This window comes from Pseudomonas sp. DR208, assembly GCF_019823005.1.
In the GTDB taxonomy this organism is placed as follows: Bacteria; Pseudomonadota; Gammaproteobacteria; order Pseudomonadales; family Pseudomonadaceae; genus Aquipseudomonas; species Aquipseudomonas extremorientalis.
Window position 1 is genome coordinate 5,472,400 of record NZ_CP081944.1, and the last position, 15,101, is coordinate 5,487,500.

Annotated in this window: 7 protein-coding genes and 2 rRNA genes (1 of these 9 running past the window's edge); all 9 read right to left on the reverse strand. The window is 60.1% G+C overall.

All coding sequences use genetic code 11. The features are described 5' to 3' along the window. Nucleotides 1-5 precede the first annotated feature (5 nt). Nucleotides 6-758 (reverse strand): TauD/TfdA family dioxygenase, encoded by a 753-nt coding sequence (locus tag K5K89_RS24740; protein WP_261400791.1) that lies wholly within the window; start codon nucleotides 756-758, stop codon nucleotides 6-8. A gap of 484 nt (nucleotides 759-1,242) precedes the next feature. After that, nucleotides 1,243-1,734 carry an OmpA family protein gene (locus K5K89_RS24745; RefSeq protein ID WP_071489144.1) on the reverse strand — a complete coding sequence of 164 codons (492 nt, stop codon included), beginning with the start codon at nucleotides 1,732-1,734 and terminating at the stop codon, nucleotides 1,243-1,245. Between the two features lie 4 nt (nucleotides 1,735-1,738). Next, entirely contained in the window at nucleotides 1,739-3,001 is a 1,263-nt protein-coding gene (locus tag K5K89_RS24750) for a diguanylate cyclase domain-containing protein (RefSeq protein WP_071489143.1), read from the reverse strand. After that, a complete protein-coding gene (locus tag K5K89_RS24755) occupies nucleotides 2,998-3,573 on the reverse strand; it encodes a YfiR family protein (protein ID WP_071489142.1) in 576 nt (191 codons plus the stop codon). The genes K5K89_RS24750 and K5K89_RS24755 overlap by 4 nt, the downstream gene beginning before the upstream one ends. Before the next feature lie 142 nt (nucleotides 3,574-3,715). Then, on the reverse strand, nucleotides 3,716-5,785 hold the full coding sequence (gene recD / locus K5K89_RS24760) for an exodeoxyribonuclease V subunit alpha (protein WP_222540429.1): 2,070 nt from the start codon (nucleotides 5,783-5,785) through the stop codon (nucleotides 3,716-3,718). Next, nucleotides 5,782-9,456, reverse strand: a complete 3,675-nt coding sequence (recB, locus tag K5K89_RS24765; RefSeq protein ID WP_222540430.1) for an exodeoxyribonuclease V subunit beta — start codon at nucleotides 9,454-9,456, stop codon at nucleotides 5,782-5,784. Before recB ends, recD begins: the two co-directional genes overlap by 4 nt. Continuing rightward, nucleotides 9,453-12,905 carry an exodeoxyribonuclease V subunit gamma gene (recC, locus tag K5K89_RS24770; protein ID WP_222540431.1) on the reverse strand — a complete coding sequence of 1,151 codons (3,453 nt, stop codon included), beginning with the start codon at nucleotides 12,903-12,905 and terminating at the stop codon, nucleotides 9,453-9,455. Before recC ends, recB begins: the two co-directional genes overlap by 4 nt. 145 nt (nucleotides 12,906-13,050) lie before the next feature. Then, nucleotides 13,051-13,166, reverse strand: a 5S ribosomal RNA gene (gene rrf / locus K5K89_RS24775). A gap of 155 nt (nucleotides 13,167-13,321) precedes the next feature. Continuing rightward, nucleotides 13,322-15,101, reverse strand: a 23S ribosomal RNA gene (locus tag K5K89_RS24780) (it continues 1,112 nt past the right edge of the window).

Here is a 15,101-nt window from a genome sequence, read left to right on the forward strand (position 1 = left end):
AGGTGTCATTGTTTACGCAACCACATCCGTAGCATGTAGCGATTTAGATCGCTCAAAGACTCAGCATCATCTATCACACAACGTGGCGTATTCCTGTCAATGAAGTGCGTGCGAGTATGAAGAAACTTATTATCGGCCGAAATAAGTACCTGCCCTGATTCCAGCAACACTCGCTGCTGAACGGATGACTGATCGAGAACAGTATCCAGAAAGTCCAGCGCTTGACATTGAGCCACCGTTAACGGCACTCCCGCTTTGATGTGGGCGGATTCAATGTAGACCCGAAAGTATCTGATCAGTGGAATGCCTTCATTGGAAAAACTCAGAATGGGCGCCTTGAAAAGCTGCTCTTCATCTGACATACCGCGGTTTTCAAAAAAGAAGTTGCATTTAAGCTCTTCCAATATTTCCGGAAACGCCATCAGCTCCGCGTATACCGCGCTTGCATCAATCAGGATGCTCTCGCCGCCCAAAAGCGCTTGCTGTCCGCAAGCCAGGATCAAGTAATCGATAGGTAGCGGATCGCTCACTCCATCGTTGTGTACGTACGCACCTTGACGGGTTTGATGGTATCTAGCCCCCTCCTCAATACTCTTACCGCCTCTGTCATAAACCTCAATCACCTTGTGACCCAGATGATTCTGTACCATAGGTACGCCAAGTAGCGAACCAAATGTCCATATCAGTGATTTAAAGTTTTCAAGTTTCTCGACCTTAAAACCATCAAGAATCAAGACATGGCATTCATGGTCGATCATGGTTCGGATTCTATCTAGCTCCTCACTCAAGACGGATGATTGTAGAGAATTGATGTAGGCAGCCTTGGTATCGAATCGAGCCCCCTGACTTTCAGATGCTAGCAACTCTCTTGCGCTCAAAAGTTCATCGAAGGCACATTTTGAAATGTCTAACTTTGGAAACTGCTTGCCGGAAATCACTGACGTTTATATTCATCGCAATCCTTTACGGTGGTTAGTTGGAGCGTTCATTTAACTAAGCTCACCATTTGCGAAAAAGCGAAACCTCGTCAGCCTAGCCATCAAAATTCGTCATGGCAGAGCTTTCCTACGTAGAAGTTACTTAGCAAACGCTGTTCCATGCGCACCGCCAAACCAACTGTGGGAGCTGGCTTGCCGGCGATAGTGGTGTCTCAGTACCGGATGTACTGACTGACACACTGCCATCGCTGGCAAGCCAGCTCCCACAGTTGATTGGGTTTCAAGTCGAGATGGGGGTAGTGACTCAGTCCGCAATCACCACAATCGACACCCGCCGATTCTCGGTGCGCCCTGCCGCCGTATCGTTGGAGGCCACCGGCTCGCTGCTGCCCAAGCCGCGCAGTTGGATGTTTTCTTCTTTCATGCCCACACCGGTCAACACCGCCGCCACGCTTTTCGCGCGGCGCAGGGACAGTTGCTGGTTGTAGGTTTCCTTGCCCGATGCATCGGTGTGGCCGTCGACGCGCACGCGTTCGATGCCCACGCCCAGCAGGGCCTTGCCGATGCGTTGGACGATGTCGGTGCTGGGTTGGTTGAGCGTCTCGACGTCGCTGCCAAACAGCACTTTACCGGACAGGCCGAAGGCCCAGCCTTCGTCGGTCAGTTCGAAGCCTTGCTGCTTGAGGACCGCGACTTGTGCCGGGGTAAGGCCTTTGGGTGGAGCGGTCTGGCAGCCGCCAAGGGCGAGCAGGGCCACCAGCAAGGTGATAAACATGAAACGCGCGGTCGTGAACAAGGGGTCAACTCCTGTGTTGAACGTTGACGACGGAATTCTCCGACTCCGCCGTTTGCTGGCCGCCCGAGGACAAACGCTTGGCCTGGTACATCGCCGCGTCGGCGGCATTGAGCAAGGTGCCGGGTGTGGCGCCATGATCAGGGTAGATGGCGATACCGATACTGAGTGAGGTCAACACCTGGGTGTTGCCGGGCACCGGAATCGGCAGGTCCATGCTGGCGATGATTTTGTCGGCGATGCGCTCGGCGTCTTCCACCTTGTGCAGCGGCGCCAGCAGGATGGCGAACTCGTCACCGCCCAGGCGCGCGACAAGGTCATCCTCACGCAGTTGAGCACGCACGCGCTCGGCCACCGCTACGAGAACGGCATCGCCGGCGGCGTGGCCAAAGCTGTCGTTGATCTCTTTGAAACGGTCGCTGTCGAGGTAGAGCACCGCCAGTTGTTCCTTGGCCTTGGCCGCACTGCGCAGGGCACGGATCAGACGGCCTTCGAAGTACGCACGGTTAGGCAGGCCGGTGAGGCTGTCGTGATTGGCCTGGTGGGCGAGGGATTCGTTTTCGCTTTGCAAATGGTTTTGCCAGGCTTCCATCTCGCCGAGCAAAGCGTTGAAGTCGCTGCCCAGGCTGTCCAACTCGGCGATTCGCGCCGGCGGCACACGGCGATCGAAGTCGCGTTCGCTGCGGGCGGCGTGGGCCACGGCGGCGAGGCTTTGCAGTGGGCCGGTGATACCGCGCAATAAGCGTCGCGCCAGGTGCAGAGCGATCCACGCGCTGAGCGCGGTGCAGATGAGGATCCCGGCCAGGCCACTGAGCAGGAAACGCAGCAGGCTACCGCCGTGACCGGTGAGGTGAGTGCTGCCGATGACTCGCCCTTGGTGGAGGATAGGCTGGCTGATGGGTTGTTCGAGCAGGGTGTGCGCCAGCTCCAGTTCAACTCGCGAGAGCATGCCGGTATCCGGACGTATCCACTGCGCCAGCAACTTGCCATTGGCGTCGAAGACTTCGGCCTGGGCCACTTCTTCGGTGGAGGCGATCAGGCTGAGCGCTTCAGTGGCTGCCGCGCTGTCGTTGAACACCACTGCCGCTTCCACGGTGTAGTTGATAGAGCGCGCGATCAGGTGCAGGTTGTGTTCGGCATACACCCGCAGCGCCAGCACACCCAGCAGGGTCAGCGAGATGCTGGCCAGGGTCACCGCCACCAGAGCCAGGATCAGGTGCCCCCTGCCGATGACCGAGCGCAGGGTAGGTCGCACTTTGGTGACAGTCATGGCGCAGGCGCTCGCCGACGGGACAACTGCAGCACGCTGGGGTGAATGCGCACGCCGCTGCGCGCCACGGAGTCGAGGTTGACCTCGAAGGACACTTGCTCATCACTCACCCGCAGGCAGAACAGGCTGCCCACGGTGCACTGGTCGCCGCCTTCGCTGATGCTCAGCACCGGGTGACCGATCAACGAGGTGAACAACTGGCTACGCTCATCGGCACTCAGTTTGCCGATGTACACCGCATCGCACGCATTGACGATATCGGGATGGTTGGCCAGCAGGCGCTGCACCACCACCGGACGACCGGTGGCCTGGGTGGTGCCTTTGATTAGGTCGTCGGTGTATTGGGTCGGGCCGACGACGCACAGGCGCAATTGCGCAGGCTCGACCGGCCAGCGCGCATAACTGAGGATACCGAGTACCACCTGAGTGACCGCTTGGGCGCGCTGGGCGGCAAGATCAGCGGGGTCGGGCGCCTGGGCGAAGGCGCGCGGCGCGAGTACGCACAGCAACGCCACCAGCAGCATGCGTCTCCAGCTCAAACTGCGCTCTGTGGGCGAGACAGCCACGTTCATGCAGCGATTCTCTCAGGTGTTTTTTAGATGATGCCGCAACGATAGCACAGCGGCGCAAAACCCCGCGAAGAGTAGGTCTTCACGGGGGCCGCTATTTTTCCAGAAAAATCAGTCGACTGAATCAGAAATATGGCATGACCTGTCAGTCAGTTTTTTCCGGTTCGTGGCCCAATTCCAGCATCAGCCCACTCAAGCGCTTGACCTTGCGCCTGACCGCCTCTTCAAACACACCACCTCGGGGCTCGATCAGGCTGAACCAGCGCTTGGCCCGCGTGATGCCGGTATAGATCAGTTCTTTGGTGAGCACGGGGTTCAACGCATCCGGCAGGATCAATGCGGTGTGGGTGAACTCGGAGCCCTGGGATTTGTGCACGGTCATGGCGTAAACAGTTTCCACATCATTCAGACGGCTAGGCAGCACAAATCGCACACCGCCCTGGCCATCATTGCGTGGGAAGGCCACGCGCAACACCTGGGGACCGCCGTCGCTTTCGGGCAATTTGAGGGCGATGCCGATATCGCCGTTCATCAGGCCAAGACCGTAATCGTTGCGGGTCATCAGCACCGGGCGGCCTTCGTACCATTGCTCGTCGCCTTCGATCAAACGTACCTTGCGCAGGGCAGCAGTGATGCGCAGGTTCAGGCCTTCCACGCCCCAGGGGCCTTTGCGTACCGCGCAGAGCAGTTGGAACGCATCGAAGGCCTGCAGCAGTTGTTGCGCCCAGTGGGTCCAGGCGTCGCTTTCCCGCGGGATATCAAGTGACGGGCGGGCGCTGTGCAGCAGGTTGAGGTAATAGCGATAACCGTGGGCGCCATCACCCTGCCCGTCCAGCACCAGACGCTCCAGGGCGTGGTCGTGCTCGCCCTTTAGGCTGACGCAGAACAGATCATCGTGACTGCGCGCCGCCAGCAGCTTGCGCGCCTCTTCGGCATTTTGCTGGTTGACCCAACGCGCCAGTTGGCCGATGCCACTGCCCTCGCCGAAACGCCGCGAGTAACGCAGCATCACCACTTGTTGGGCCAATGGGTGGCTGGCGTCGAGGTCTTCCTGCAGGCCGCTGGCACTGAGGTCTTCGCCGCTGACCGCTTGCAACCATTGGCGGGTCTCGGTGCTGTAGAAGCCGGCTTCGGCGTCGCGACACAAGTCACCGAGCACTGCACCCGCCTCTACCGACGCGAGTTGGTCCTTGTCGCCCAGCAGCACCAGGCGTGCATGGGGCGGCAAGGCGTCGAGCAGGTTGGCCATCATTTCCAGGTCGATCATCGAGGCTTCGTCCACGACCAACACATCCAGGGGCAATGGGTTGCCAATGTGATGCCGGAAGTGCCGCGTGCCCGGGCGACTGCCCAGCAGGCGGTGGACAGTGGTGACCTGGGTCGGGATTTTTTCCTTCACGTTGTCCGGCACTTTCAGCGACAGCACTTGCTGACTGATGGACTCGGTGAGGCGTGCGGCAGCCTTGCCGGTCGGTGCGGCCAGGCGAATGCGCAACGGACTGCCGGCTTCCACGGCGGGCGCCTGCAACAGCGCGAGCAGGCGCACCACAGTGGTGGTCTTGCCAGTGCCAGGGCCGCCGGTGACGATGCTGAATGCGCCGCGAGTGGCCAAGGCACAGGCGAGTTTTTGCCAGTCGATCACGCCGTCGGGCGGCGGTTGGTCAAACAAACGGCTCAGGCGCTGCGGCAGATCGGCGGCGACGTTTTCCTGGGTGGCGAGCCGTAGACGCAAGGCGGTATCGATGCGCCGCTCGTAGGTCCAGTAGCGGCGCAGATACAGGCGTTTGCCGGATAGGACCAACGGACGGCTTTGGGCGGGCTCGCTGCCATCGACGGCCAGGGCGACCAGATGGCTGGCGGCGAGCGCGTGGCACCAGTGGGCGCCGTCGAGGCCGTCGAGCAACTGCGATGGCAGCAGCATGGCGCCGGTTTGCAGGTCGCCTTCAGGCGGCAGTGACAGGGCGAAATCGGGCGCCTTGAGGGTTTCGAACAAATCGAGGCAGACGTGACCATGACCCAATTGATGGCTGGTCAGCGCGGCGGCTAGCAGCACCAGCGGGTCAGCCTGTGGATCGAGCTCGTGCAGGAAGCCGACGAAGGCTTTGTCCAGGGCACGCAACCAGCCACGCTCCACCCAACGCGCCAGCAATTGCACCAGGTCGGCGGCGCGGCTGAGGGGTGTCAGCTCCTCCAGCGGTAATGGCGACAGGCTCATAACAACACTCCTTGTTCCCAGGCGGGCTCAACCCTGGGCGGGATCGGCTTGCCCTGGAACAGCAGGTCCAGGCCTTCGATCAGCTCTCGTGGCGGCCGGGTGAAATACGCCCCCTGGCTCGCGGACTGCGTACCACGCAGGAAAATGTACAGCGCACCGCCGATATGGCGGTCGTAGTCGTAGTCCGGCAGGCGCGCCTTGAGTTGGCGGTGCAGGGCCAGCAGGTAAAGTACGTATTGCAGGTCGTACCGATGCTCGAGGATCGACTGTTCCATGGCGTCCGGGGTGTAGGCCGAATCGTCGGGGCCAAGCCAGTTGGATTTGTAATCGGCGACGTAATAGCGTCCGTCGTGTTCGAAGGTCAAATCGATAAAGCCCTTGAACATGCCGTTGAGCAGCACCGGTTCGGCGGCGACGCGGGAGACGCCGTTATGGGTGTATTGGCACACCAGTTTGTCGAGGGCGAGTACGTCGACTTTGTGGCTGGCGAACCAGAACTCCATTTCAATCTGGTACTGCTGCAACCGGCTGAGGGAAACGTGACCGTTTTCCACCGGCAATGGTGTTTGCAGCAGGTGGCCGAGCCAACTGCCGAGGGTGGTGATCCAGCCCTCCCAGTTGCGCCGATTGCAGCGGGCGCCCACGGCTTTTTCGATCGCCTCGGGTGTGACGTTGAAGCCCTCCTCCCCGGCCCACTCCAGCAGCCCGTGGAGAAAGGTCCCGGGGTTGGGCCCACGTGGGAAGCGGTGAATGTCACCGCCGGACGCCGCCACTTCGCGGGGTGCGTCGGGGTCGAGGCGTTCGTCATCGAACAGCTTTTGGGCCTTTGGGCTTTCCGGCGCTTCGAGCGCGGCAGCGCTCATGCTGTCGCCGATGCGCAAGGCGCTGTAGGAGGCAATCCACCAGTTTTCCGCCGCCTTGCGCTTGGGCAGCAGGGGCGCGCGCAGCGTGGCTTGGTTGCGCGGTGGGTGGAAGAGGATGTCTTGCGCTTCGGGCACTTGGGCGTAGTTGATTGCCGTGCAACCTTCTTGAAGGTCCAAGAGCCAGCGCGCCAAACCGGCGGACTCTCCCAGCGATGCGCCTGCGCCAAGCAAATAGCCCAGTGCCGAAAGGTGCAGTACGGAGCTGTTGCTGTTGCCGCGCTTGAGGTCGGCAATGCCCAGCCAACACGCATGTTTGGCACGGGTCAGGGCGACGTAGAACAGGCGCAGGTCTTCGGCGAGGCGCTCGTTGTCGGCCTGGGCGATCAACTCGGGCGTTGGGCGCAGGCTGACCTGGGATTTGCCGTGTTCATCGTGGTAGTGCAGCGGCAAGCGGCTGCCGTCCACCGGTTTGGCCGAGCAGATGAACGGCAGGAAAACCAGGTCGTATTCCAGGCCTTTGGATTTGTGGATGGTCACGACCTTGACCAGTTGCTCATCACTTTCCAGGCGCAGGATCTGTTCTTCACCCGCCTGGCCCGAGAGCGCCAGGTGTTCGGCCAGGTGGCGGATCAGCGCCTGTTCGCCGTCCAGTTCCGAGGCCGCTTGTTGCAGCAGTTCGCTGAGGTGCAGCAGGTTGGTCAGCACACGCTCGCCATCACTGCGCGCGATCAGGGTTTGCGGCAGTTTGAAGTCGTGCAGCAGGCGCCGCAGCATCGGCAGCACGCCTTGGGTGCGCCAGATTGCGCGGTAGCCACGGAACTGCATGACGCGGCTTTCCCACGCGAGTTCGTCCTGGTTCAGACGCTCCAGTTCCGGTAAAGACAGGTTCAGGGTGACGCAGGCCAAGGCGGCACGCAAAGGGCGCTCCACGTCCGGTTCGGCGCAGGCCTTGAGCCAGGCCAGCAGGTCGTGGGCTTCCTGGGCGGCGAACACCGAGTCCTTGTCGGACAGGTAAACGCTGCGCACACCACGGGCGGCCAGTTCTGCGCGTACCGCCTGGGCTTCCTTGCCGTCGCGCACCAGAATGGCAATATCTGACGGCAGCACGCCTTTGAAGCTCGCGTCCGGTTGCAGGAAACCGGCACTGCCCTGCTGGCCGCCGTTGAGCAATTCAACAATGTGCGTGGCACAGGCCGCCGCCAGCTGCTGACGATACAGCACGTTGGAAATCGGCTGGTCGGTGGGCAAGTGCCAGAGGTTCAATGCCGGCAACGTTTGCCCATCGACCTGCAAGTGTTCCTTGCGGCCTTGGGACAGCACCGAGTGGAACGGTACGGGGTTTTTGCCATCCGGCTCGCGGAACAGGAACGCACCCCGGCCCGTTTCCGCACGCTGGAACACATGGTTCACCGCCTCGACCATCGCATGGCTGGAGCGGAAGTTGGTACCCAGGCTGTGATGGCGGCCGGTGGTGGACTGGCGGGCGCGCAAGTAGGTGTAGATGTCGGCGCCACGGAAGGCGTAGATCGCCTGCTTGGGGTCGCCGATCAGGAACAGGCCGCTGTCGAGGTGGTTTTCTTCAATGCGGTAGATGCTGTCGAAAATGCTGTATTGCACCGGGTCGGTGTCCTGGAACTCGTCGATCAACGCCACCGGGAACTGCTCGCGGATCACGCTCGCCAGACGCTCGCCTCCCTCGGATTGCAGGGCGGCATTGAGGCGGATGAGCATGTCGTCGAAGCCCATTTCGGCGCGTCGACGCTTTTCCTCTTCGAAGCGTTTGCCGACCCAACCGGCCGCGTGTTGCAACACGGCGGCGTCGGGCGTCGGCAAGGCATCCAGGGCAGCCTTGAGGCCGGCCATGGCATCGATACCCGGATGCTGAGGCGGCTCGCCCTTCCAGGCTTCGGCCATGCCGTCGGGTGTCAGGCGAGTGAAACCGGTGCCGATATCGAGTTGTTCGAGGGTGTCGTCAACAGCCCAGGCGCTGATCTTCTCGAACCAGGGCTCGAAGTAGCGGGCTTGCATCTTGCGGCCATCGACGGCCTTGGCCGCCACGGCTTGCAGGCAGATATCACGTAGCTCGGCGGCCCACTGCTGCCACGGTGCCTTGAGTTGCATCAGCGCTTCACGGCGTTCTTGGAGGCAGGCGTCGATCAGCTCGGCGGGCTCGCGGGTCTCTCCGACGGGCCGTTCGCTGCCGAACAGCGCACGGACTCGCGGCATCAACGCGGCAGGCCCGACCCAGTTGTTGCGCACCCAGTTGAGCGCATCGTCATGCATCGGGTAGCAGAACAGCCGCCAGTAGTCGCGCAGCACCTCGCCGAGCAGATCGCTGTGGTCGGTTTCCAGAGTCTGGGTGAACAAACTGCCACTGTCGAAGGCGTGCTCGCGCAGCATGCGCTGGCACCAACTGTGGATGGTCGAAACGGCGGCTTCATCCATCCATTGCGCAGCGATGTCCAGCCGATTGGCGCAGGCCGGCCATTGGTCGACGGGATATTCGTCACGCAGATCAGCGATAAGGGCGTCGGGCTGTTCAATTTCTGTGCGGAAAAAGCGTGCGGCTTCGGCCAGACGGATACGGATGCGTTCACGCAGCTCTTTGGTGGCGGCGTCGGTAAAGGTCACCACCAGGATTTGAGGCGGTAGCAGTTCGCGGCCAAAGCCAGCCCCTTCACTACCGTGACCGAGGACAAGGCGCAGATAAAGGGCGGAGATAGTGAAGGTTTTGCCGGTGCCGGCGCTGGCTTCAATCAGCTGGCTGCCGTTGAGCGGGAAGGCCAGGGCCAAGGGTTTGTGGTTCATGCGCCGGCCTCCTCGCTTGTGAGTGATCGCCAGGGGGCGTTGAGCAGGGGGCGATACAGGGTTTCGCACCAACCTTCGAATTCTTCGCTGGCAATAAGTGTGGCGTAGTCCGGGAATTGCCGGGTGAGCGCTGGGGTTTCGCGGCGCTCGCCTTCGTTATTGAGCCCGTCACCCTCGTAGGCTTTACCCGCGGCGGCTTCGGCCTTGGCCGGGTCAGTTTGGCCGAGCCAGGCAAACGCGGTCTTGACGGCGATGGGCAACGGTTTGCTCATCCCGGTGTGCCAGGCGAGCAGCAAGTTGCAGAGAATTTCCTGGGCATTGGCTTGATCCAGCGGTGGCAGCAGCAGGGTGTCATCACTGGCCACCAAGCCGGTGCTTAACGGCAGACCGCAAGCGCAGGCAACCACGTGATTGACCCAGGGTCGAATCAGGCGATGCCACTTGCGGGTCTTGATCGAGCCGATGCTGTTGGGGATGGTGGTGACGCTGAGCAACCCACCATCACTGCGTCTATGCAGCCCGCTGATCCAGCCTTCCAACTGAATGCCGCGATGCTCAAAACTGATCGGTTCGGCGCCGGGGTGCGGGGTGGGCCAGAGGGCCAATAATTGTTGGTAGCGTCGCAGCAGATCGGGCAATGGCTCGATCAGTTCGTTGCGAAGGCACTCGCCGAAACCCACCATCGGCAACAGGCCACTGCTTTGCAGGCGCAAAGCCTGGGCGTTCAGCGCCTGGTCGAAGTGATCGGGCGCGGTGAGTGCTGCACTGAGCAGACTATCGCTCAGGCTGTAGCGTTGCAGCGCGTCGAGCACGAAGGGTTCTTCGTCGGCCAGCGGTACTTCGGCGGCCTCGAAGAATACTTTCAGGCGTTGGCTGAAGAAGTGTTTGACGGGGTTGCGCAGGAAGTCTTGTAGCTGGCCGAGGGTCAGGGGCTCGTCCTGTTGATGGGGCGCCAGGCCGTGTTCTGTCGGAGTGGTATCGGATGCTTCGTGGAGCAACTGCCATTCGCGCGCATAGCTGAACAGCGAGTCGCCCTCATGGAAGTAGCGAGCGCTGAACGGTTGCAGTGGATGCTCCTGGGTCATGGCTTCGATCAGCGGCTCGTCACTGTCAGCGCAGTGCCAGCCACTGGCCAGATGGTCACGCAGTTGGCCGATTAACACCGAGGCCGGGCGATCGCTGTTGTCGCGGATGCTGCGGCCGACCCAACTGATATAGAGCTGGTCGCGGGCTGAAAGCAGCGCCTCGAGCAGCAAGTAGCGGTCGTCTTCGCGGCGTGAACGGTCGCCGGGGCGGTAGTCACTGCCCATCAGGTCGAAGTCCAACGGGGGCTGCGCGCGCGGGTAGTCGCCATCGTTCATACCGAGCAGGCACACCAGCTTGAAAGGGATCGCACGCATAGGCATCAGGGTGCAGAAATTGACAGCCCCGGCGAGGAAGCGTTGGGACAGGCGGCCTTGGTCCAAACCCGCTAGCCAGGCTTCACGGACTACGGTGAGGGGTAAGTCGTCGTTAAGGCCGACGGACTCGCAGGTTTCCAGCCACGCTTCTCTGAGTTGTTCGAGTTGGCCCAGCAGGTAGTCGTCGTGTTCGCTACTCGGCAAGAAAAACAATTGCATCAAGCGTTGCAGGCGTTCGCCCCACTCCTTCGCGGGAGCGGGTTGAGACAGGGCTTGGTGCGCATCGTTGAGTGCGTCGAGCACGGCGACCAGGGGGCCGATCAGGACAGCGTCGAGTCCACCGATTTCGTCGTAGGGCTCGATACCGTCACACGCTGCACCTGTACCTACGGCGTAACCGAGCAACATGCGGCGCAGGCCGAAACGCCAACTGTTTTGTTCCAGCCCGGTTGGCAGGCCGAGGTCTGCACGTTGTTCGGCGTTGAGCCCCCAGCGGATGCCGGCGCCTTCTATCCAGCGGTGCAACGTGGGCAGGTCGCGCTCCTTGATGGCAAAGCGTTCGCGCAAGGCTGGAACATCAAGCAGATCTAGAATTTCGCTGACGGGAAAGCGGCTGTCGGGGAGTTTCAGCAGGTGTTCGACAGCGATCAGCAGAGGGTCGCGGCCGCGTTGGCCTTGGTCGGTCAGGGTGAACGGGATGAAGCGTGGGTCATTGCGCTCGAGCTGCCCGAACACGGCGCGGATGTGCGGCGCGTAGCTGTCGACGTCAGGTACCATGACGATGATATCCCGGGGGCGCAGCGTGGGGTCGGCGCTGAAGCGTTGGAGCAGTTGGTCGTGGAGGATTTCCACTTCGCGTTGGGCGCTGTGGGCGATGTGGAAGCGGATTGAGGTATCACGCTCCAGATCCACAGCGGGCCATAGTTCGCGGGTTTCATTGAGTGGGCGCAGTTCGAGGATATCGTCCTGGAGTTGATTGAGCAGTGTTGCCGGCTCGCTGTCGCTGAACAGGTCGATGCGGCCGTCGCGGAAAGCGGCGCGGTAGCTGTTGGGGTCGTCGTAGCTGTCCAGCAAGCTGATGTAGTCACGACCTTGCTTGCCCCAGGCCGCCAGTAACGGGTGGGCGTGCTGGTGCAGGGTTTGTGGGTCGATGGTGACCGGCATGCCCGCTTTACGCGCCTGACGCTTATATTCGTTACGCAGCAGGTCTTTGTCGGCGACGATGTCGGACCAATGGTGGCGGCAAGGGTTGTGCACACAGAGCAGGACTTGGCTGAAGCGCGCGAGGCCGGCGAGGGCCTCCAGCGCCTGGGCGGGCAACGAGGAGATGCCAAAAACGATGACGCGGGATGGCAGGCCCTCGGGCGCTTTTTCCAGTGTATTGATGCGCTCGATAAAACGTTGGTGAACGCCGGCGCGGCTTTCGGCCATGCCTTCTTCACCAACATCCAACAGCAGCGCGCGCCATAGTTCGGCTTGCCAGCAGTTGGCTGGGTTAAGGGGTTTGGATTCACCTCGACCGTTACGCAATTGGTGGCGGCCGGCGGCCCAATCTTCCAGCCAGTCGGCACGGTAGACCTGGTATTGGTCGAACAGATCAGCCAGGCGCTCGGCGAGTTGGTAGCGTTTACGCAAGTCGGTGTCGTGGGTGAGGAAGCGCTGCAGCGGTTCGAAGTGCGGCTGATCGATAAGCTCCGGAAGCAGGCGCATCAGGCGCCAGGTCAGTGGGGCTTTATCGAGCAGGGATTTGGGCGGGATTTCGTCACGGCCCAGAACCATACGGTAGAGCTGCCACATGAAACTGCCAGGGAGCTGCACATCGATTGCCGCCGCGATGCCGCAACCGCCCATGTCGTCGTCTTCCGGGTCTTCGGCCAGAGCCAACTTGAGCCACTGGGCGATACCGTTGCTTTGTACCAGGGCGATTTCGTTTTCCAGGGGTGCCAAGGGGTACCGGCGCATCCAACTGACCACCAGGCTGCGAAGTTCGTCCAGGCGGTTGCCGTGAACCACCATGAATCCAGCACTGAGGGACGTCGCATCCGGCATAACGGCTTCCTTGGGAAAGGCAAAATCGAGGGTGGGACTTTAGCACTGTGGGCAGTTGTTGGCCGAATTGGGATGTTAGCTGTCTTTTCGACCGCCCAAAACAAAACCCCTGACTGCGTTAGCAATCAGGGGTTCTGGAATTTAATCTTGACGATGACCTACTCTCACATGGGGAAACCCCACACTACCATCGGCGATGCATCGTTTCACTACTGAGTTCGGGATGGGATCAGGTGGTTCCAATGCTCTATGGTCGTCAAGAAATTCGGGTACTGAGTCGTGGCCTGCGCCTCGCTTCAGCAAATTGGGTATGTGACAGCTTTCGGTGTTTTGTGAACGTCGAACTTTCGGTTCATTTCGTCTTCACACACCGCAATCTGATGCTCGTTAGAGTAGTCAAATTGCTTGGGTGTTATATGGTCAAGCCTCACGGGCAATTAGTATTGGTTAGCTCAACGCCTCACAGCGCTTACACACCCAACCTATCAACGTCGTAGTCTTCGACGGCCCTTCAGGGAACTCAAGGTTCCAGTGAGATCTCATCTTGAGGCTAGTTTCCCGCTTAGATGCTTTCAGCGGTTATCTATTCCGAACATAGCTACCCGGCGATGCCACTGGCGTGACAACCGGAACACCAGAGGTTCGTCCACTCCGGTCCTCTCGTACTAGGAGCAGCCCCTCTCAAATCTCAAACGTCCACGGCAGATAGGGACCGAACTGTCTCACGACGTTCTAAACCCAGCTCGCGTACCACTTTAAATGGCGAACAGCCATACCCTTGGGACCGGCTTCAGCCCCAGGATGTGATGAGCCGACATCGAGGTGCCAAACACCGCCGTCGATATGAACTCTTGGGCGGTATCAGCCTGTTATCCCCGGAGTACCTTTTATCCGTTGAGCGATGGCCCTTCCATACAGAACCACCGGATCACTAAGACCTACTTTCGTACCTGCTCGACGTGTCTGTCTCGCAGTCAAGCGCGCTTTTGCCTTTATACTCTACGACCGATTTCCGACCGGTCTGAGCGCACCTTCGTACTCCTCCGTTACTCTTTAGGAGGAGACCGCCCCAGTCAAACTACCCACCATACACTGTCCTCGATCCGGATAACGGACCTGAGTTAGAACCTCAAAGTTGCCAGGGTGGTATTTCAAGGATGGCTCCACGCGAACTGGCGTCCACGCTTCAAAGCCTCCCACCTATCCTACACAAGCAAATTCAAAGTCCAGTGCAAAGCTATAGTAAAGGTTCACGGGGTCTTTCCGTCTAGCCGCGGATACACTGCATCTTCACAGCGATTTCAATTTCACTGAGTCTCGGGTGGAGACAGCGCCGCCATCGTTACGCCATTCGTGCAGGTCGGAACTTACCCGACAAGGAATTTCGCTACCTTAGGACCGTTATAGTTACGGCCGCCGTTTACCGGGGCTTCGATCAAGAGCTTCGCGTTAGCTAACCCCATCAATTAACCTTCCGGCACCGGGCAGGCGTCACACCCTATACGTCCACTTTCGTGTTTGCAGAGTGCTGTGTTTTTAATAAACAGTCGCAGCGGCCTGGTATCTTCGACCGGCATGAGCTTACGGAGCAAGTCCTTCACCCTCACCGGCGCACCTTCTCCCGAAGTTACGGTGCCATTTTGCCTAGTTCCTTCACCCGAGTTCTCTCAAGCGCCTTGGTATTCTCTACCCAACCACCTGTGTCGGTTTGGGGTACGGTTCCTGGTTACCTGAAGCTTAGAAGCTTTTCTTGGAAGCATGGCATCAACCACTTCGTCATCTAAAAGATAACTCGTCATCAGCTCTCGGCCTTAAGATCCCGGATTTACCTAAGATCTCAGCCTACCACCTTAAACTTGGACAACCAACGCCAAGCTGGCCTAGCCTTCTCCGTCCCTCCATCGCAATAACCAGAAGTACAGGAATATTAACCTGTTTTCCATCGACTACGCTTTTCAGCCTCGCCTTAGGGACCGACTAACCCTGCGTCGATTAACGTTGCGCAGGAAACCTTGGTCTTTCGGCGTGGGTGTTTTTCACACCCATTGTCGTTACTCATGTCAGCATTCGCACTTCTGATACCTCCAGCAAGCTTCTCAACTCACCTTCACAGGCTTACAGAACGCTCCTCTACCGCATCACTTACGTGATACCCGTAGCTTCGGTGTATGGTTTGAGCCCCGTTACATCTTCCGC

Coding starts and splice junctions, on each gene's coding strand:
- K5K89_RS24750 (WP_071489143.1), bottom strand. CDS start 3,001: ATGACTGTCACCAAAGTGCGACCTACCCTGCGCTCGGTCATCGGCAGG.
- recC (WP_222540431.1), bottom strand. CDS start 12,905: ATGCCGGATGCGACGTCCCTCAGTGCTGGATTCATGGTGGTTCACGGC.
- K5K89_RS24740 (WP_261400791.1), bottom strand. CDS start 758: ATGATCGACCATGAATGCCATGTCTTGATTCTTGATGGTTTTAAGGTC.
- recB (WP_222540430.1), bottom strand. CDS start 9,456: ATGAACCACAAACCCTTGGCCCTGGCCTTCCCGCTCAACGGCAGCCAG.
- K5K89_RS24755 (WP_071489142.1), bottom strand. CDS start 3,573: ATGAACGTGGCTGTCTCGCCCACAGAGCGCAGTTTGAGCTGGAGACGC.
- recD (WP_222540429.1), bottom strand. CDS start 5,785: ATGAGCCTGTCGCCATTACCGCTGGAGGAGCTGACACCCCTCAGCCGC.